The following is a 17925-nucleotide window of genomic DNA, read 5'->3' as shown; positions in this document are numbered from 1 at the left end:
CGCGGCTCCTTTCCGATCAGCACAGCCGGTCCGCCAGGCGGTGGTAGTGCTGGGCACGCAGCAGGAACGCCTCGGAGGAGCCCGCCAAGGTGCGGAAGTCGTTCTCTGCCAACAGGTATCGGCGGCACAGCGACCGCCGCTCGCTCAGCCTCGGGTCACCGATCGCGTGCAGGGTGTCGACCAGGCGGCGGACCAGGTCGCGACCGCCCGCGGTGACCGCGTGCGGGTCGGCGACCAGCCGCGGCGTGGCGGTGATCGCGTCCAGCAGGGCCAGCCACTCCTCGCCCGGCAGGTCCGGCAGCAGCTCGGTCAGCTCGTCCGCGACCAGGGCGGTGTTGCCCAGCGCCAGTTCGTGGTGCAGCCGGCCCGCGTGGTCGCCGTCCTCCAGCGCCTGGTCGCGCAGCGCGGTGAACATCCCGGTCCAGTCCGGGCCCCCGGCGCGGGCAGCGAGGGCGCGCAGCCCGAGGTAGCGGACGAACCTCGGCAGGGCGGGCTGACCCTGCGGACCGCGGCCGGACCACAGGGTCGTGGACATCATCAGGTCCAGACCCGGCGGCTCGTCCAGCAGCTCCCGCAGCTTCCCCGCCTCGGCCCGGTGGCGGGCGGCGGACAGCGTCACCAGGTGCTCGCCGACCTCGCCACCCGGCCCGAGGCCCTTGACGATCCGGCCGAGCAGCTCCTCCTCCACGGTGTGGCTCGCGGTGGTGCCCGGCCTGGCCAGCACCTCGTCCACGCGGTCCACCAGGCCGGGCGCGGCCTCCAGGGCGCGCAGCACCAGGTCGGTGGCGGCGGCGTGGCCGCCGGTGAGCCGGTACACCGCGTCGGACACCCGGCGGGTGCCCAGCTCCGGCGGCCAGATGTGGGCGCGGGCCATGTCGTGCACGTCCTGCTCGGTCAGCTCGCCGAGGTCGATGGCCAGCCACGACGGGCGCGCCTCGTCCCGGCCGGGCAGGTCGCCCGCGAGCCGGCCGCCGCTGGTGGTGACCACGACCAGCGGGTCGGTGGGTGTCGCGGACGGGTCGGGCGAGCGGTTGGCCCGGCTGCGCCGCATCCGCAGCAGGGCCGTGACGAACGACCGCGCGGTGGGCAGGTCGCCCTCGTCCAGCAGCACCAGCGCGTTCCACGGCCGCCCGGCCACCTTCCCCAGGCTCTCCCGCACGTCCGCCAGCAGGGCGGCGACCAGCAGGTCGTCCACGTCGCCGCGCACGTCCGGGGTGTCGATCGCGGCCTGCCTGCTGAGCTGCACCAGCGCGGCGACCGGGTCGAAGCGCAGGCCGTTGTCCTGGTGGCCGAACCAGGCCAGCGACTCGTCCCAGGTGAACTTGGCCAGCTTGGACGCCCGCCGCAGCCGGTCCACGATGCCCTGCGCCACGGCGTCGGCCACGACGTCGCCGCCGGGCACGTTCGGGGTCACCGCGCCGAGCGAGGTCCGCAGCAGCTCGCCGACCAGCGTGATCAGCGCGTCGCGGTCGCGGTACTCGATGAGCCGCCGCCGCATGGTCTGCTTGGCCCGCTCGGGGTCGACGTCGGCCACCGGGCTCTCCATCGCGATGTGCGCGAGCACCACGCGCGGGAACTTGACCTCGTACCCGCCGACCTTGTCACTCAGCCCCTGCATCACGGCAATCAGCAGGGGACGCAGCGAATGGGTGTCCGGGTCATCCACCAAACGGGCGTCCACCCACACGGTCGGCGTATCGGATTTCCACCGCGACCACTGCGTGTGCAGGAATTCGGTGCGCCCGGAACCGCCGTATCCCTCGATCACCAGCACCGGGCGGTCCCGGCCGGTCGGGACCGGCGGTGTGCCGTCGACCAGCACCAACTGCTCGACCAGCGCTACCAGGCCGGACCGACCCACGAACATGCGCACTCCTCCGCGGGCGAAGCCGACTGCCTTTCAGGCGCGCAATGTTACGTGATCGCGTGGCTATTACGGGTGAAATCCATCTAGGCCGGTGATATTCGCGTCGACATGGCATAGCGCATTCCGCACCGCCGGAATGGACCCCGACAAATGCGGAGTCAGGAACCGAGCAGCAGGGACACCCCGGTCGCCGTGACCACGACCGCGACCGCCCCGTCCAGCACCCGCCAGGCGGACGGGCGGGTGAACAGACCGGACAGCTTGCGCGCGCCGAAGCCCAGCGACGTGAACCACAGCACGCTGCCCGCCATCGCGCCGAGCCCGAACCACCAGCGGTCGTCCCCGAACGACGTCGACGCGGTGCCCAGCAGCAGCACGGTGTCCAGGTACACGTGCGGGTTGAGCCACGTCAGCGCCAGGCACGTGACGATGGCCGCCGACGCCGTGCCGCCGAGCCGCAACGCGGCGGGCCGCAGCACCCGGCGCACGGCCAGCACGCCGTAGCCGATGAGGAACGCCGCCCCGAACCACCGGACGGCCGTGAGCGCGGGCGGCCACGCGGTGAGGAGGGAGCCGACGCCGCCGACACCGAGGGCGATGAGCACGGCGTCGGAGGCGGCGCAGATCGCCACGATCGCCGGAACCTGTTGGCGCAGCACACCTTGCCGGAGCACCAGCGCGTTCTGGGCTCCGATGACGACGATCAGGGACAGTCCGGCGCCGAGGCCGGCGAGGAGCGCGTACATCACGTTCGCCACGCTAAGAAAGCGTCGTTGGTAAGGCCAGCTACATTTCCTTACGTAACATTAGCGGCTGTGATGCTGGATCCGGAGTCGGTGCGCACCCTGCTGGCCGTGGTGGACGAGGGCACGTTCGACGCGGCGGCGCGAGCGCTGCACGTCACACCGTCGGCGGTGAGCCAGCGCATCAAGGCGTTGGAGCAGCGCACCGGCCGGGTGCTGCTGGTGCGCGCGAAACCGGCGCGGCTCACCGAGTCCGGCGCGGCGATCGCCCGCTACGGCCGCCAACTGGCGCTGCTGGAGCAGGACGCGTTCGCCGGCCTCGGCCTGGTCGAACGCCCGACGCCGATCCAGGTCGCGGTGAACGCCGACTCCCTGTCGACCTGGTTCCGCGAGGCGGTGAAGGAACTGGCGGCCGATGACGGAATCGTGCTCGGACTGCTGCGCGACGACCAGGACCACACCGCCGAGCTGTTGCGGCAGGGCCTCGTCGTCGCGGCCGTCACGTCGTCACCGCGGCCGGTGCAGGGGTGCAGCGTCCGGCCGCTCGGCAGCATGCGCTACCACGCCGTGGCCGGCCGGGCGTTCGCGAAATTGTGGCAGGGCAAGGCGTTGTCCGAAGTCCCGGTGGTGGTGTTCGACGAGAAGGACGACCTCCAGGACGCGTTCTGCCGTGCCGTGACCGGGCGGCAGGCGTCGAAACACCGCCACCTCCTGCCCGACGGCCCGGTGTTCGAGGACGCCGTCGCCGCCGGCGCGGGCTGGGCGCTGCTCAGCGAGCACCAGATCAAGCGCCACCGCCGGCTGGTCCACCTCCACCCCGAACGCCCCGTCGACGTCCCGCTGTACTGGCAGCAGTGGAAGCTCGACTCCCCACCGCTCAAACGCGTCGCCGACGCCGTGTTCCGGGCGGCACGGGGAGAACTCCACTGAGGACCGGCCGCGTGCGGGAAACGATCCGGTCCGACTTCTAGCGCACGGCGAACCTGATGCCGGCCTTCACCAGCCGTGAAGTCAACGCGTCACCCATCGCCACCGCCGTGGTGACCTGGCCCGAGGTCTCCGGCAGGTGGTCGAAGGCCAGGCACAGCGCGGATTCCGCGAGCATCTTGGCCGTCTCGCCGTAACCGGGATCGCCGCCGGACACCTCGGTCACCACCCGCCGGTCGCCGCCCTCGCCGAAGAACACCACCTTGAACCACGCCTCGGCCCGCTGCTCGGCGGTCGGCCCCTCGCCGGGCTTCTTCCGGTCCAGCAGCCACCGCCGGGCCGGCGGCACCTGGGCCAGCGCCGCCAACGCGCCCACGCCGCCCACGAGGCCCAGCGCGATGGGCAGCTTCTTCACCGCGATGTAGTGGCCGTAGGAGAACTCCGGCCCGTACCGGTCGAGCGCCGCCGCCGAGCGCAGCACCACCTGCGGGTCGATGGTCGGCGCGGGCAGCACCCAGGCGCCGATCCTCTTGTCGTGACCCGGTTTCCCGGCTTTGCCGCGCACGATCCGACCGGCCGGCCGGCCCTCCGCGCGACGCCGCTTCCGCGCGACCGACGCGGAGGAGCGCAGCCGGGAGAACGCCGTCACCGCCGAGTGGAACGTGCCGCCGGAGAACGTGCCCGACGCGCTCACGAACCCGTCCAGCGAGATCGGCACGCCCTCGGGGAGCTGCCGCACGGTGAAGTACGCGCCCAGGTCGTACGGGATCGAGTCGAAACCGCACGAGTGCACCAGCCGCGCGCCGGACTCCGCCGCCGTCGCGTGGTGGCGCAGGTAGGTCAGGTCGACGAACTCCGGCTCACCGGCCAGGTCGACGTAGTCCGTCCCCGCCCGCGCGCAGGCCGCCACGAGCCCGTCTCCGTAGTGGACGTACGGCCCGACGGTGGTGACGACCACCCGCGCCGACTCCGCGACGGCGTGCAGCGAGCGTTCGTCCGTCACGTCCGCCGTGAGCAGGTCGAGGTCCGCCGACGCCGGGTCGACCGCGGCCAGCCGTTCCCGCACGGCCGCGAGCTTCGCCGGGCTGCGGCCCGCCAACGCCCAGCGCGTGCCCTCGGGCGCGTTCGCCGCCAGGTACGCCGCGGTCAGCTCACCGGTGAACCCGGTCGCCCCGAACAACACCAAGTCGTACATCCGCCGCCTCTCCGAGCCTCGTTCACGATCCAACGACCGCAAGTATGCGGAGTGACGCACAGGGTGACGGCGTTAGCGCGCAGTTCATCATCCCGCCTTCGGGTGATCACTCCATCGTGCCCGCGCGTGCCTACCGTTCCCCAGGCCCTTGTCCCGTACATCAGGAAGCGAAGGGTTTCGGCATGTCAGGTCGTAGGGCCCCGCTCGCGGTGGTCGCCGTAGGCGTCTTCATCGCGACCACTCTCACCATCGTCGCCTCATCCGACAACGCCCCCGCCGCGTCGGCCGCCACCACCACCTTCACCCCCTCCGCGGACACCCACGTCGACAACTCCGCGGCCGGCACGAACTACGGCACGTCCGGCCAGCTCGGCGTGGACAACTCACCGGTGAAGCGACTTTTCCTCAAGTTCACCGTCTCCGGTGTGTCCGGCACGGTCGGCAACGCCAAGCTGCGCGTGCACACCGACGACGTCTCGGGCTCGCAGAGCCCCAACGGCGGCACGTTCCGGTCGATGAGCAACACCACGTGGTCGGAGACCGGTGTCACCTGGAACAACCAGCCCGCCATCGACGGCGCCACGCTGGGCTCGCTCGGCTCGGTCGCCCGCAACGCCTGGTACGAGGTCGACGTGACCTCTTACGTCACGGGCAACGGCACGTTCAGCATCGGCGTCACCTCGTCGAGCAGCGACGGGGCCGACTACGACTCGCGGGAGACCGGGGCGACCGCCCCGCAGTTGGTCGTCACCACCGGCACGACCACGACCACCACGCCGCCGCCGAGCGGCGACCCGGTGCTGGTCGGGGCGGGCGACATCTCGAACTCGGGTTCGGGCGACAGCGCGACCGCCGCGCTGCTGGACAACATCCCCGGCACCGTCTACACCACCGGTGACAACGTCTACAACAGCGGCACCACCACGGAGTTCAACAACTACTACGACCCGACGTGGGGCAGGCACAAGGCCCGCACCCGGCCGTCGCCGGGCAACCACGACTACAACACCAGCGGCGCGACCGGCTACTACGGCTACTTCGGCACGCAGGCCGGTCCGTCGGGCCGCGGCTACTACTCGTACGACCTCGGCAACTGGCACATCGTGTCGCTGAACTCCAACATCAGCATGTCGGCGGGCTCGGCGCAGGAGCAGTGGCTGCGCGCCGACCTGGCGGCCGGCACCAAGCCGTGCACGGCGGCGTACTGGCACCACCCGCTGTTCACGTCGGGCGCGAACCACGCCCCGTCGACGTCGACGCGCCCGCTGTTCCAGGCGCTGTACGACCACAACGCCGACGTGGTGCTGTTCGGCCACAACCACCAGTACGAGCGCTTCGCGCCGCAGAACCCGAGCGGCGCGCTCGACACGACCCGCGGCATCCGCACGTTCGTCGCGGGCATGGGCGGCGCCAGCCACTACAGCTTCGGCACCATCAAGCCCAACAGCGAGGTGCGCAACAGCGACACCTACGGCGTGCTGAAGCTGACGCTGCACAGCAACAGCTTCGACTGGCAGTTCGTGCCCGAGGCGGGCAAGTCCTTCACCGACAGCGGCACCACCGCCTGTCACTGATCCCGGCCGCCGCACCCGGTCGTCGTCCGGCCGGGTGCGGCACCCCTTGCCCGGAAGGAGGTCCCGCCGTGTACCTGTCCACCATCGACCGCCCCCGGACCGCAGGCTGGAAAGGCCTGAGCGCCAACGTCTTCGCGCTCGGCGCGGTCAGCCTGGTCACCGACGTCTCGTCGGAGATGGTCACCGCCGTCCTGCCGCTCTACCTCGTGACAGTCCTCCAGCTCAGCCCCGCCGCGTACGGCCTGATCGACGGCGTCTACACCGGGGCGACGACCCTGCTGCGGCTGGTCGGCGGCTACCTGGCCGACCGGACCACGAAGCGGAAAGCCGTGGCGGGCTTCGGTTACGCGCTCTCGGCGGTGGCGAAGCTCGGCCTGCTCGCCGCCGGCACGTCCACCGCGCTGCTGGGCGCGGTGATCACCGCCGACCGGGCGGGCAAGGGGTTGCGCACCGCGCCGCGCGACGCGCTGATCACGCTGTCCACGCCGGCCGCGGACCTCGGGCGGGCGTTCGGCGTGCACCGGGCGATGGACGGGATCGGGGCGTTCGCCGGGCCGCTGGTGGCGTTGGCGGTCCTGGCGGCGGCGGGCGGGTCGTTCGACTCGGTGTTCGTGACCAGCTTCTGCGTCGCCGCGCTGGGCGTGGTGATCCTGGTGATGTTCGTGCGGGACCACCGTTCCGCCGTGCCGGCCACGCCCGTGCGCCCGTCGGCGGCGGCCGGGCTGTTGCGGGACAAGGGCGCCCGGCGGGTCGTGCTGGCCGCGTCCGTGCTGGGGCTGGCGACGATCGGCGACGGCTTCGTGTACCTGCTGTTGCAGAAGCGGGAAGGGCTGGCCATCGGCTGGTTCCCGCTGCTCGCCGTGGGCACGAGCCTGGTGTACCTGCTGCTGGCCGCTCCGCTGGGCGCGTTGGCGGACCGCGTCGGCCGGCTGCCGGTGGTGCTGGGCGGCTATGCGTCGTTGATCGCCGTGTACCTGCTGATCTTCGGTCCGTTGGGCGGCTGGCCGCTGTTCGCGGTCGTCCTGGTGCTGTACGGGTTCTTCTACGCCGCGACCGACGGCGTGCTGATGGCGTTGGCCGGTCCGCTGCTGCCGGAGCGGTTGCGCAGCACGGGGATCGCGCTGGTCCAGAGCGGGCAGGCGGTGGCGTACCTGGGTTCGTCGGTGCTGTTCGGGCTCGCCTGGCAGTTCTGGGGTCCGGAGACCGCGACCCGCCTGGCCGCCTTCGGGGTGGCCCTCGCCCTGGCCGCCACCGCCGCACTGTTGGGACGGCGATCGTGAACTCCCTCCCCACCCGGGCCCGGATCGCCGTCACGGCCGTCGCCGCCCTGGCGCTGGCCGGTGTCGCGGTCGGCTACACGGCCCTGTCGGCAGCGCCCGAGGCCGACATCGCGTCCGGCGTCGTGAGCGGGCCCCGGTTGCAGGTGCTCAGCAACGGCAAGCTGTCGACGGTGTCGCGCACCGACCCGTCCGGGCCGCGCGAGGTGACCGACCAACGGTGCGACCGGGCGTACACGGCGGGCGGGACGACCGCGTGCCTGCGTCCGGTGGGCGCGTTGAAGTCGGGTGAGCTGGCGGTGCTGGACTCGTCGCTGCGTGAGCTGCGGACGGTGCCGATGACCGGCTTCCCGAACCGGGCACGGGTGTCGGCCAGCGGCCGGATGGTGGCGTGGACGCTGTTCGTGGACGGCCACTCCTACGCGGCCAACGGGTTCTCCACCAGCACGGGCATCCTGGACACGGAGACCGGGACGCTGGTGCAGTCGCTGGAGGACTTCGCGTCCATTGTGGACGGCGAGCAGGTGCGCACGGTGGACCGGAACTACTGGGGCGTGACGTTCGCCGACGACAACCGCTTCTACGCCACCATGTCGACCGGCGGCCACCGGTACCTGATGGAGGGCGACTTCGCGGCACGGACCGTGCGGGCGCTGGCGGACAACGTGGAGTGCCCGTCGCTGTCGCCGGACGGCAAACGGATCGCGTACAAGGCGGCCGTCAACGGCGATCCGCAACAGGGCTGGCGGCTGTCGACGCTGGACCTGGCGACGATGAAGACCACGCCGCTGGCCGAGACGCGGAGCGTGGACGACCAGCCGACGTGGTTGGACGACCACACCATCGCGTACGGGATGCAGCGCGGCGACGGCGTGAACGACGTGTGGGTGGTGCCCGCCGACGCCACCGGCGCGCCGAGCGTGCTGGTGCAGGAGGCCAACTCCCCCGCGCCGGTGATCGGCTAGCATCACCGCTCGTGTTCGACGCGCGGTGGACCGAAGTGCCCGCCCGGCCCGGCGAGACGCCGTGGGCCACTCGCCGGGTCGAGCGCACCGTGCTGGGCGTCGTGCACAACGTCACCTCGGCCACCCGGTTGTTCGACGTGCTGACGCCACTCGCCCGCGATCCCCGCGTGCAGGTGGTGTTCTCCTGCACCGAGTCGTCGGCGTTCACCCCCGGCACGGCGGAGTTCCTGACGGCGCAGGGCGTTCTGGCCATCCCGTGGGAGCAGGCCGTGAGCGCCGGGTTCGACCTGGCGGTGGCGACGAGCCACGGCGGGACGCTCGACCGGCTGGCCGCGCCCCTGATCGTGTTGCCGCACGGAATGGGTTACAATAAATACTCGCCAGGAAATCGGAAATCGGAAATCGGAAATCGGAAATCGGTTTTCGGGCTTTCCGCCGAATGGCTGCTGTCCGGTGGCGAAGTGGTCCCGGCGTCCATCGTGCTCTCGCACGACGAACAGCTCGACCGGCTCGCCCGGTCCTGCCCGCCCGCCGTGCCCAGGGCGGTCGTGGCGGGCGACCCGTGCTTCGACCGGATGCTCGCCGGCCTCCCGCTGCGCGCCTCCTACCGCGCCGCGCTCGGCGTGCTCCCCCACCAGCGGCTGGTCGTCATTTCCTCCACTTGGGGCGCGGAGAGCCTGTTCGGCAAGCTGCCCGACCTGACCCGCCGGGTCCGCGCCGCGCTGCCGCTGGACGACTACCAGGTGGCGGTGGCGCTGCACCCGAACACCTGGCACGGCCACTCCGACTGGCAGGTCCGGCGCTGGCTGGACGACTGCGAGGGGGTGCTCGCGCTGCCGCCGGCCGAGGGCTGGCGGGCGGCGCTCGTCGCGGCCGACGTGGTGGTCGGCGACCACGGCTCGGTCACCTACTACGGCGCGGCGCTGGGCCGTCCGGTGCTGCTGGCCACCGCGGCCGAGCACGAGGTCGACCCGGAGTCGGCCGTGGGCAAGCTGCTCGCCGCCGCGCCCCGGCTCACCCGTGAACCGCTGCGCGCCCAGCTCGACCGGGTGCACCGGGACGGCCTCCCGCCGGAAGCCGTAGCCGCGGCAGCGCTGGCCACCTCGGTCCCCGGCGAATCGTTCGCTCTGCTGCGCAAAGAGTTCCACCGACTACTCGACCTGCCGGAGCCGCCCGTCGATCCGGAGGTGCGCACGGTCCCGCCCGCCGAGGTCCGCCCCATCCCGGTGACGCACCACTGGGCGAGGGTCGACGGCGAGCGGGTGACCCGGTTCGCCGCGCACGTCGGCCGGCCGCCGCCCGGCTGCCACCTCGTGGTGAGCACCGACACGCCGGACGCGAACCGGTTGCAGGCGGCCGAGATCGTCCTCCACCACCGGCCCGGCAACGCGGAAGCGTGGCTCACCGAGACCCTGGACGCGCTACCCGGCCTGGTGGTCGCCGCCATGCCGACCGCACCGGGCCGATGGCTCATCGGCACCCGTGACGGCCACCGGGTGGAGGCCGACGGACCGCACCGGGCATCGGTGGTCTACGCGCGACTGGCCAAAAGCTGACCGACCCGCGCGGCGGCCCGCACGAACCCGTGCCGGCGATAAATCTCCAAAGCCCTTGTATAGTAGTCTTTTTCCCCTGTCACCTCACCCAGCGCCTCCAGGGTCTGCGCCCGGTCGAACGGCCAGTCGTGGTCCTCGACGATCGCCAACGCCCGCTCCAGCACGGCGGCGTCACCGCCCTTGCGCCCCTGCCACAGCATGATCTTGGCCAGGTTGCGCGGCTCCGGCTCGGGCAGCCCGCGGAACCCGTCCAGCGCCTGGTCCAGCAGCGCCAGGGCGTCCGCGCCGTCGACGGCCTTCGCCAGGTGGAACCGGGCCAACGCGATCCGCCGCGGGTCGCCGGTCGAGAGCGCGAGCCCTTCGTTGTGCCGCAACAGCTCCCGCGCCTCCGCCGACCCGGCCGCGAGTGCCGCCAGACCCGCGCACTCCACGGCCGTCGCCTCGGCCTCCACGTCGCCGATCCGCCGGCCGACCTCGATCGCCTCCGCGCACACGCGCGCGGCTTCGGCCGGCTCGTCCCGGTGCAGGTACGCGAATCCCAGTTGGGTCAACAGCACCGAGCGCGCCGCGTCCCACCCGAGCCGTTCCGCCGCCCGCACACCATCCCGGTGCGTGGCAAGGAGATCGTCGTAGTACTTCCCCGGCTCGTACGAAGACCACAGCACGACGCACAACTGCACCACGGCCTCGAACGCGCCGCGCCGGAACGCCGCGCCCACCACGGCCCGCAACGCGCCCCGCTCCGCGTCCATCCACGCCCGCGCGTCGCCGTCGAAGTCGTCCACGACCAGCTCGGGGAACAGCCGCCCACGCCACACGCGCTGAGGCATCAGCCGCGCGTCCGCCGCCACCGCCCGCCGCAGGTACCAGGCGATCAGCCGGTCCAGCACCGGTTCCGGGGCCCCGGCGACGGTCGCCGCGTGCTCCCGCACCAACGCGTGCACCACGACCCGGCCGGGCTTCTCGACCACGCGCTGGGTGACCAGTTCCCGCACCGGACCGCGCAGCCGTGCCGGCGTCGTGTCCAGCGCGGCGGCGAGGGCGTCCATCGACAGCTCGCCGGTCGGATGCACGCCCAACGCCCGGTAGACCGCCTGCGCGTCGGCCGACAACCGCGCGTAGGTGACGTCGAACAGCGAGGACAGCGTCGGCTCGTCACCCACCGCGAGCCGGGTGATGCCGCCGTCCGGGTCGGTCAGCTCCTCCAGCAGTCCCGCCAACGACAGGTCCGGCTCCTGCGCCAGCAGACCGCCGATCAACGACAACGCCACCGGCAGCCCCGCGCACAGGGCCAGCACGGCGTCCAGCGCGGCCGATTCGCGCACCCGGTCGCCCGCGAACTGCCGCAGCAGCTCCACGGCCATGTCCCGTTCCAGCGGGTCGACGTCGATCAGCGTGGCGTTCTGCTGCCGCAACGCCCCGAACGCGCCGTGCCCGGTCACTACCACGACCGACCCGCCACGCCCCGGCAGCAGCGGCCGGACCTGCGCGGGTGACACCACGTCGTCCAGGAACACCTGCAACGACCGGCCGTGGGTGAGCGACCGGAACGCCGCCGACCGGGTCGCGAGGTCGGCGGGCAGCTCGGAGCGCTGCACCCCCAGCGCGGCCAGGAACTCGCCCAGCACCTCGCCGGGCGCGGCCTGGTGGTCGGTCCACGCGCCGAGGTTCGCGTAAAGCTGGCCGTCCGGGTACCGGTCCTCGCACTCGTGCAGCCAGGACGTGGCGACCGTCGACTTGCCGCTGCCGCGCGGCCCGAGCACGACCTTGACCACCGGGTCGTCCAGCGGCGGACGGTCCGCGACGCCGGCCTCCAGCTCGGCCAGCACGCGCACCTGGTTGAGCAGTCGTTCGATCCGGTTCGGCAGTTGCCTGGGCACGCGCGCCTCGGGCCGGTGGAAATGCACGTCGCCGTGGATGGCCCCGGCTTGGACCACGACGTGCGCCGAGCCGCTCATCTCGTTCCGGTCGGTCACACCGGAACCCTACCGATCACGCGGTGATCCGGCGGTCATCCCCGAACCCGCCGATCACGCGGTGAACCAGCGGCTGACCACGACCTGCCCGTCGTCGCCGGTCACGCGGAGCCGCAGCGCGCCGCCCGGCAGGTCGGACACCGAGACCCAGCCGTCCGCGCCGATGGGCGCGGTCCGCTCCCCCGCCGCGGTCTCCACCACGAGGTCGCCGGACGCGCCCGCCACCAGCACCCGCAGCACGGCCGCGTCGACCTGGACGTCCAGCGACACCGGGCCGACCTCGAACGACAGCAGGCGTGGGCCGGTCCCGGACCGCACTAGCTGCGGCGTGTCCGTCCACGAGTCGTGGGTCAGCTCGGCCAGCTCCGCGTCCAGCCGCCGGGTCGACAGCGCCGCGTAGGCGGCCAGCTCGACCCACACCGGCACGGGGTCCACCTCCGCGGACACCGCCCGCAGTCGTTCGATCAGCTCGTCGTCGTCCATCACAGCTCCTCGGCGAGCGCGCGCAGTTGCTCCAGGCACCGTCCACGCGACGGCCCGATGCTGCCGACCGGCATGTCCAGCAGGGCGGCCACCTCGACGTAGCTCAACGGCGGCGTGGCCATCAGCGCCCGGATCAACTGACGGCACTTGTCCGACAGCCGATCGACCGCCCGCCACAGCGCGAGGTCCCGTTCGGCGATCAGCAGCCCCTCGTCCACGGAGGGCCCTTCGTCGGCCGCCTCGGGCACCGGCACACCGGCCTCACGCTGCCGCTCGACCCGCCGTAAGAGCTGGAGGCACTCCCGCCGCGCGGTGGTGGCGAGCCACCCGGCCAGCCGCTCGGGTTCGGTCACCCGGTCGAGGTTCTCCACCAGCCGCAGCCACGTGCTCTGCACGACGTCCGCGCAGTCCGCGGTGCTCAGCCGGAAACCCCGGGCGATGGACCACAGCAGCGCGCCGTACCGGGTCACCAATTCGTTCCAGGCCGCCTGGTCGCCCCGCGCGGCTGCCGCGAGCAGCGCTGCGTTGTCCTCGCCCACGACGGTGGATTCTTCCGCACACACACCCATGCCAACCAGATGCCCCACCCGACGGTGGTGATGCGGTGGTCAGCCCCTGTTGTCAGCCCTGTGGTCAGCCGAGAGTCAGCGCCACCTCGCCGGCCTTCGCGGCGGACTCCTCGAACGACACCTTGCCCCGGTGGGTGACCTCGATCTGGTAGATGCGCGCGCCGACGGGCACCTCCGCGACCGCGAACGTGAACGAGCACTGCCCGGCGCCCTCGTACGCCGAGTCCGCCAGCTCACCGAGGGCCACCGCCTTGCCGGCGGCGTCGTACACGGTCACCTGCGCACCTTCGGCGATGTCGTCGTATCCGCGCTCCCCCGCGCACTCGCCCCGCCCCCGCGTGGCGGCCGTCGCCCCCTTCTCCAGGGTCATCGTGCCGCGCAGTTCGAACGCCCGCGGCTCGACGGGCTTCTTCACGACGAGCAGCAACCCGACGATCGCGGCGATCGTCACGAACACCCCGACACCGACCAGAACCAACGCGCGGCCACCCGACCGTCGTGGGCCGGGCACACCCGACTGCGCGGGCTCCGGGACGAACGTGCCTAACGGCGCGGGGTCTGGCGTGGACGACACAACGGCCTCCTCGGGTGCGGCTACAGGAGGTCCTTCGGTACGACCGAATGCGCCGTTACACCTACCGCCCGCCGGCCCTGAGACTTCATCCGAAAGTCGTACCGCACCGGCCGCACCACACAGTCCATTGCGGACCTTCCCGGTGCACGTGCACAGCCTATGAAGTTCCGAGAATGAGCAATCCCGCTCGTACAGCAAGCTTAGTAAGCACCAGTCAAAACCCAAAGGCGCTAGACCTGGACGACCTCGACACCCCGCTCACGGAACCGGCGCACGTCCTCCTCGCGCGCCTCGGTGTCCGTCACCAGCAGGTGCACCTGGTTGATCGCGCAGATGGAGACGAAGGCCCGCGCGCCGATCTTGGACGAGTCGGCCACCACGACCACCCTGCGCGCCCGTTCGGCGAGCATCCGGTTGATGTCGGCCTCCCCCTCGTGGTGGGCGGACGCGCCGGCATCGGGGTCGATCGCGTCCACGCCGAGGAACGTCACGTCCAGGCTGAGTCCACTCAGTATCCGACCCGCGAGCGGACTCATCAGCTCGTAGGACTGAGGCCGCGCCACGCCTCCCGTGACGACCAGCTTCACCTGCGGCCGGACGGCCAGCTCGTTGGCGATGTTGAGCGCGTTGGTGACCACGGTGATCACGCCGTCGCCCTCCGCGCCGCCCACGTCGGCGCTGGTCATCAGGGCACGGGCGACCTCCGTCGTGGTCGTGCCGCCGTTCATGCCGACCACCGCGCCACGTGCGACCTGCTCGGCCGCCGCCCGCCCGATGCGCTGCTTCTCCCCCGCCCGCCGGACCGTCTTGTACCGCAGCGGCAGGTCGTAGGCGACCGAGTGCGCGACCGCGCCGCCCCGGGTCCTGGTGAGCAGCCGCTGCTCGGCGAGGTGGTCGAGGTCGCGCCGGATGGTCGCCCCGGAGACGTCCAGCTCCTCGGCGATGTCGTCGACCTCGATCTTGCCGCGCTCCGCCAACAGCTCCAGCAGCGCGTTCAACCGCTCGTACCGATTCACTGGCTACCTCCTGGGCCGGAACCTTAATGCACATTACAGTTGCGCAGAAGTGTTCCCGACGCGCAGGTCTCAGAAGGACTCGACCGCCACCTCGTCGTGCAACTCGCGCACCCCCGCGTCACGGGCGATCGCGACGATCCGCACGCACGTGTCGCGGGGCGACCCCGGCGGCAGGCTGCCCGCGCAGACCACCCGAAAGAGCCGTGCAGCACGGGCAGAACGTCCACAGTGGACTTCAGGGTGACGACGAGTCGAAGTCCAACCGGGCGTCACGAGTCGTCATGGCGTGTGAACTGCCTACCGCGACAGACCTCGGCGACTTCCCTTGTGGTGGCGACGTTTTCCGCGTATGTGGCGGTGGAGGCGTCGAACATCCGCCGACATCGACGCCCACCGCGAACACCACCGCACACCGTCTTGCTCATGACTGCACCTAGGTCGGCTTAACCATGCAGTTCTGGTCAATCAGTGTGCAAGTGTGCTCGATTTGCCGGCCGTGGGTGGACCGTGACCAGGACGTGGAACTGCTCGACGCCGAGTGGTTCGCCGACCGGGCGGCCGTCGGCTTCGACCCAGGCGTGCGCGGCGAACGGGGCGGTGCGGACCCCGACCCGCCAGGTCGGCCAGACGCCGTGGGTGCGGCAGAGCAGTGTCGTGGCGATCGACCGGGTCAGGCAGCCTTCGCCGGCGCAGTACGTGCTGACGGTGGTGACCGATTGACGGGCGCGGGCGGCCACGTCGTACGAGGCGGGTCGGGCGCCGGCGCGCAACGTCCGCAGCAACGTCGCCAACCGTGCGGGCGGCAGGAAGGACAGCCCCTGGGCTATCAGCACCGCCACCAATGCGGCCAGCCGGCGCCCGAGGGGGAGGTGCCGGCGTGGGGGTAGCGCCGACGGGGTGCTCATGCGCCCACCGCCAGACGGCCTTCGGTGTCGACGTGGAACGCCGTTGCTGTCACGTCCGTGGTCCTTTCGTGCTCGGCCGTCGCGGGCTCGAACGTCGTGCCGGGTCTCAGGGGTCACGGGTGGGGCGCGGCCACGACGGCGGTGCCGCGTTCGGTGGAGGGCTCCGGGCGGAGGTCGCGGAGCCACCGTTCGCAACTCAGCGTGTCGGACAGCGCGACCGGCAGGTAAGGACTGGTCCAGAGGCTGGTAGAGCACTGTTCGCGCAACCTCGCCGGGTCGATGAGGCCCAGCTCGGCGAGGCGGGAGTCCTCGCACATGGCCAGCAGGTTGGCACGGCTCTCGCGCAGCGACCGGTAGGCGACGGCGGAGCCTTCGGCCTTGGTCCGCCGCGCCAGGGACGCGGCAGGCACGATCCCGCGCATGGCGGCCGTCAGCAGCGGCTTGTAGGCGTGCGGATCGGTCCGTTCGTGCGGACGCACGGCGAGGCACGCCGTGATCACCGCGGTGTCGAAGTACGGCGCGGACAGCGGCAGCCCTACCGCCGCCGAGAACTGGTCGAGCAGGCGGCTGGCCCGAGCGGAGAACCGGACGCCCCGCACCAGGCGTGTCTGGGTGTCGCCGCCGTGTCGGGCCGAGCATCCCGCTGCCGCCGCGAGGAGGGACTCGCGCACCGACTGCGCCGCCGCGCGAGTGACCCACGGCGGCAGGTGCACGGGGTCGCGGGGCACCGCGTCGCGGGGCAGCGTGGTGCTCAGGGCGCGGGCGGCGGTCGCCAGTCGGTCGCGATCGCTGACGGGCAACAGGTGAGCGCGCAATCGCCACCACGGCCACCGCCCGGCCTGCCGGTGCGTCCACAACCGGCGGATGCCCAGCAGCGGCCGGGTGCGCAGCAGGTCGGCCAGGTAGTCGGGGCTGTCCTGCAACACCTCGTCACCGCCCTGACCGGTCAGGTGCAACTCCGCGCCGCGAGCGGCCAGCAGCCGGGCGATCAGCCCGAACTCGGGGCGGTCGCCCACGCCCGGGAAGGGCTCGTCCAAGGCCGGGCCCCGCTCGGTGAGGTCGGCGTAGTGCGGCGGCAGGTCGGAGCCGGGCACCACGACCCGGGAAACCCCGCCCGGCAGGCCGGCGGCTGCGCGGTCGGCCCATTCCGGGTCGTCGTCGGCAGGGTCTCCGGTGTCGGTGGAGAACGTCGTCAACGGGTGCCCGCCCCGGGCGGCGAGGTAGCACAGGGTCGTGCTGTCCAGCCCGCCGGACAAGTCCGCGCTCAACCGGTGCCCCGACCCGGTCCGCGCGCCGACCGCATCGGATAGGGCGGTTCGCAACGCGTGCGCGCCCTCCCGCGACGACAGCACCGGCTCCGGTGGCCACCACCACCGCACGCTGCGACGCCGGCCGTCCCGCTCGACCACCAGGCAGCCGTCCTCCGCGACCGGCGTCACCCCACGCCACACGGGCCGATCCAGGTCGATCGGCAGCGCATCGCTCGCCGTCACCAGCCGCAGCGCCAGCGCCTGCTCGTCCACCCCGCCGCCGGCCAGCTCCGCCAACACGTCGGCCCGGTCTGCCGCGACCGTCACACCGCCGACCTCGGCGTGGAACACCCGCCGCAGGCCCGAAACCGTGCCCAGCGCCACCGTCGCGCCGTCCACCGAGGCCACCACGTGCACGCTGCCCGCCACCCCGGCGGCCACCCGCGGCACGTCGCCCGCCTCGTTGAGCCGCCCGGCCAACCCGGCCACCTCCTGCGAGGCGACCGAGCAGGACCCGATGAACGCCAACCTCGTCCGCCCCGCCACACCCACCCGCACGTTCCGCGGATCCCACCGCCCCACCAGCCACGGCCGACCCGAGGAGTGCGCGACCTGGCAGACCGCGCCCGGCACCCGTCCGGCCACGCCGGCCGCGGCCTCGTGATCGGGGAGCACCACGAACCACTCCTGCCGCCCGCCGTCCGCATCGCGCATGTCACTCCAGTCCCGTTGCCGTCACCGTCAGACAGGTCTCCCGACCACCGGGGGACGGAGGAACGGGCGCGGACCGGCGCATACCGCGGGCACCGGACCACGCCCGTTCCTCACGATCGCAACCCGATCGTCCCCGTCCCGTCAGCTCACGGAACGCCAGTGGTGGCGACGGCCATCGCGCCTTTCGCCGTGCCACAAGTGGCGGGTGAGCTGACGGAACTGGCCGACCATCTCCAGCCGCGGCGTTTCGTAAACCTTCTTGTTGTCCATGCGCAGTACTCCTCTCCAGGACCCTCGCGCGAACGCCGGTGTCCAAAGTGCTCCCGGGTTCTCC

The 17925-nt window shown here is 72.2% G+C and carries 17 protein-coding genes; 5 read left to right on the top strand and 12 right to left on the bottom strand.

Annotation, left to right across the window (positions count from 1 at the left end; translation table 11 throughout):
* Positions 1-16: 16 nt before the first annotated feature.
* Together ACQPZF_RS14915 and ACQPZF_RS14910 are read right to left on the bottom strand one after the other, a co-directional pair.
* A complete protein-coding gene (locus tag ACQPZF_RS14915; RefSeq protein WP_433272010.1) occupies positions 17-1867 on the bottom strand; it encodes a hypothetical protein in 1851 nt (616 codons plus the stop codon).
* Positions 1868-2025: 158 nt separating this feature from the next.
* Positions 2026-2616, bottom strand: coding sequence for a LysE/ArgO family amino acid transporter (locus ACQPZF_RS14910; protein ID WP_433274563.1), 591 nt, complete (start codon positions 2614-2616; stop codon positions 2026-2028).
* Between the two features lie 69 nt (positions 2617-2685).
* On the opposite strand from ACQPZF_RS14910, the gene ACQPZF_RS14905 reads away from it, so the two are divergent.
* Positions 2686-3540, top strand: a complete 855-nt coding sequence (locus ACQPZF_RS14905) for a LysR family transcriptional regulator ArgP (protein WP_433274561.1) — start codon at positions 2686-2688, stop codon at positions 3538-3540.
* A gap of 37 nt (positions 3541-3577) precedes the next feature.
* Here ACQPZF_RS14905 and ACQPZF_RS14900 read toward each other — a convergent pair whose 3' ends face one another.
* Positions 3578-4732 (bottom strand): saccharopine dehydrogenase family protein, encoded by a 1155-nt coding sequence (locus ACQPZF_RS14900; RefSeq protein ID WP_433272008.1) that lies wholly within the window; start codon positions 4730-4732, stop codon positions 3578-3580.
* A gap of 182 nt (positions 4733-4914) precedes the next feature.
* Here ACQPZF_RS14900 and ACQPZF_RS14895 point away from each other — a divergent pair, with 182 nt between their 5' ends.
* The 4 genes from ACQPZF_RS14895 to ACQPZF_RS14880 all read left to right on the top strand — a co-directional run bounded on the left by ACQPZF_RS14895 (position 4915) and on the right by ACQPZF_RS14880 (position 10104).
* Complete coding sequence (locus ACQPZF_RS14895; RefSeq protein WP_433272007.1) at positions 4915-6306, top strand: CBM96 family carbohydrate-binding protein; 1392 nt, start codon at positions 4915-4917, stop codon at positions 6304-6306.
* 68 nt (positions 6307-6374) lie between these two features.
* Positions 6375-7586 carry an MFS transporter gene (locus ACQPZF_RS14890; protein ID WP_433272006.1) on the top strand — a complete coding sequence of 404 codons (1212 nt, stop codon included), beginning with the start codon at positions 6375-6377 and terminating at the stop codon, positions 7584-7586.
* Positions 7583-8548, top strand: coding sequence for a TolB family protein (locus ACQPZF_RS14885; RefSeq protein WP_433272005.1), 966 nt, complete (start codon positions 7583-7585; stop codon positions 8546-8548). Before ACQPZF_RS14890 ends, ACQPZF_RS14885 begins: the two co-directional genes overlap by 4 nt.
* Before the next feature lie 11 nt (positions 8549-8559).
* Positions 8560-10104, top strand: coding sequence for a hypothetical protein (locus tag ACQPZF_RS14880; RefSeq protein WP_433272004.1), 1545 nt, complete (start codon positions 8560-8562; stop codon positions 10102-10104).
* On the opposite strand, the gene ACQPZF_RS14875 is transcribed toward ACQPZF_RS14880, so the two are convergent.
* The 9 genes from ACQPZF_RS14875 to ACQPZF_RS14835 form a co-directional block, all read right to left on the bottom strand.
* Positions 10080-12080, bottom strand: coding sequence for an NB-ARC domain-containing protein (locus ACQPZF_RS14875; protein WP_433272003.1), 2001 nt, complete (start codon positions 12078-12080; stop codon positions 10080-10082). The genes ACQPZF_RS14880 and ACQPZF_RS14875 overlap by 25 nt on opposite strands.
* Before the next feature lie 54 nt (positions 12081-12134).
* Positions 12135-12563, bottom strand: a complete 429-nt coding sequence (locus ACQPZF_RS14870) for a hypothetical protein (RefSeq protein WP_433272001.1) — start codon at positions 12561-12563, stop codon at positions 12135-12137.
* A complete protein-coding gene (locus ACQPZF_RS14865; RefSeq protein WP_433272000.1) occupies positions 12563-13102 on the bottom strand; it encodes an RNA polymerase sigma factor in 540 nt (179 codons plus the stop codon). Before ACQPZF_RS14865 ends, ACQPZF_RS14870 begins: the two co-directional genes overlap by 1 nt.
* Before the next feature lie 94 nt (positions 13103-13196).
* Positions 13197-13706, bottom strand: coding sequence for a hypothetical protein (locus ACQPZF_RS14860; RefSeq protein ID WP_433271999.1), 510 nt, complete (start codon positions 13704-13706; stop codon positions 13197-13199).
* A 230-nt stretch (positions 13707-13936) separates the two neighbouring features.
* Positions 13937-14722, bottom strand: a complete 786-nt coding sequence (locus tag ACQPZF_RS14855) for a DeoR/GlpR family DNA-binding transcription regulator (RefSeq protein ID WP_433271998.1) — start codon at positions 14720-14722, stop codon at positions 13937-13939.
* A 69-nt stretch (positions 14723-14791) separates the two neighbouring features.
* Positions 14792-14914, bottom strand: a complete 123-nt coding sequence (locus tag ACQPZF_RS14850) for a hypothetical protein (RefSeq protein ID WP_433271997.1) — start codon at positions 14912-14914, stop codon at positions 14792-14794.
* A 269-nt stretch (positions 14915-15183) separates the two neighbouring features.
* Positions 15184-15627 (bottom strand): lasso peptide biosynthesis B2 protein, encoded by a 444-nt coding sequence (locus tag ACQPZF_RS14845; protein WP_433271996.1) that lies wholly within the window; start codon positions 15625-15627, stop codon positions 15184-15186.
* A 113-nt stretch (positions 15628-15740) separates the two neighbouring features.
* Positions 15741-17591: an asparagine synthase-related protein gene (locus ACQPZF_RS14840; RefSeq protein WP_433271995.1), complete on the bottom strand. Its 1851-nt coding sequence runs from the start codon at positions 17589-17591 to the stop codon at positions 15741-15743.
* Between the two features lie 141 nt (positions 17592-17732).
* Entirely contained in the window at positions 17733-17861 is a 129-nt protein-coding gene (locus ACQPZF_RS14835; protein WP_433271994.1) for a hypothetical protein, read from the bottom strand.
* Positions 17862-17925: the final 64 nt, after the last annotated feature.

Source organism: Actinosynnema sp. CS-041913, assembly GCF_050942485.1.
Lineage (GTDB): Bacteria > Actinomycetota > Actinomycetes > Mycobacteriales > Pseudonocardiaceae > Actinosynnema.
Note: the sequence above shows the minus strand (reverse complement) of the source record. Positions and strands in the feature narration are given on the sequence as shown.

What these genes read in the sequence shown, in the direction of transcription:
- ACQPZF_RS14845 (WP_433271996.1), bottom strand. Translation starts at nt 15,627, where the DNA reads ATGAGCACCCCGTCGGCGCTACCCCCACGCCGGCACCTCCCCCTCGGG.
- ACQPZF_RS14915 (WP_433272010.1), bottom strand. Translation starts at nt 1,867, where the DNA reads ATGTTCGTGGGTCGGTCCGGCCTGGTAGCGCTGGTCGAGCAGTTGGTG.
- ACQPZF_RS14835 (WP_433271994.1), bottom strand. Translation starts at nt 17,861, where the DNA reads ATGGACAACAAGAAGGTTTACGAAACGCCGCGGCTGGAGATGGTCGGC.
- ACQPZF_RS14870 (WP_433272001.1), bottom strand. Translation starts at nt 12,563, where the DNA reads ATGGACGACGACGAGCTGATCGAACGACTGCGGGCGGTGTCCGCGGAG.
- ACQPZF_RS14895 (WP_433272007.1), top strand. Translation starts at nt 4,915, where the DNA reads ATGTCAGGTCGTAGGGCCCCGCTCGCGGTGGTCGCCGTAGGCGTCTTC.
- ACQPZF_RS14905 (WP_433274561.1), top strand. Translation starts at nt 2,686, where the DNA reads ATGCTGGATCCGGAGTCGGTGCGCACCCTGCTGGCCGTGGTGGACGAG.
- ACQPZF_RS14900 (WP_433272008.1), bottom strand. Translation starts at nt 4,732, where the DNA reads ATGTACGACTTGGTGTTGTTCGGGGCGACCGGGTTCACCGGTGAGCTG.
- ACQPZF_RS14840 (WP_433271995.1), bottom strand. Translation starts at nt 17,591, where the DNA reads ATGCGCGATGCGGACGGCGGGCGGCAGGAGTGGTTCGTGGTGCTCCCC.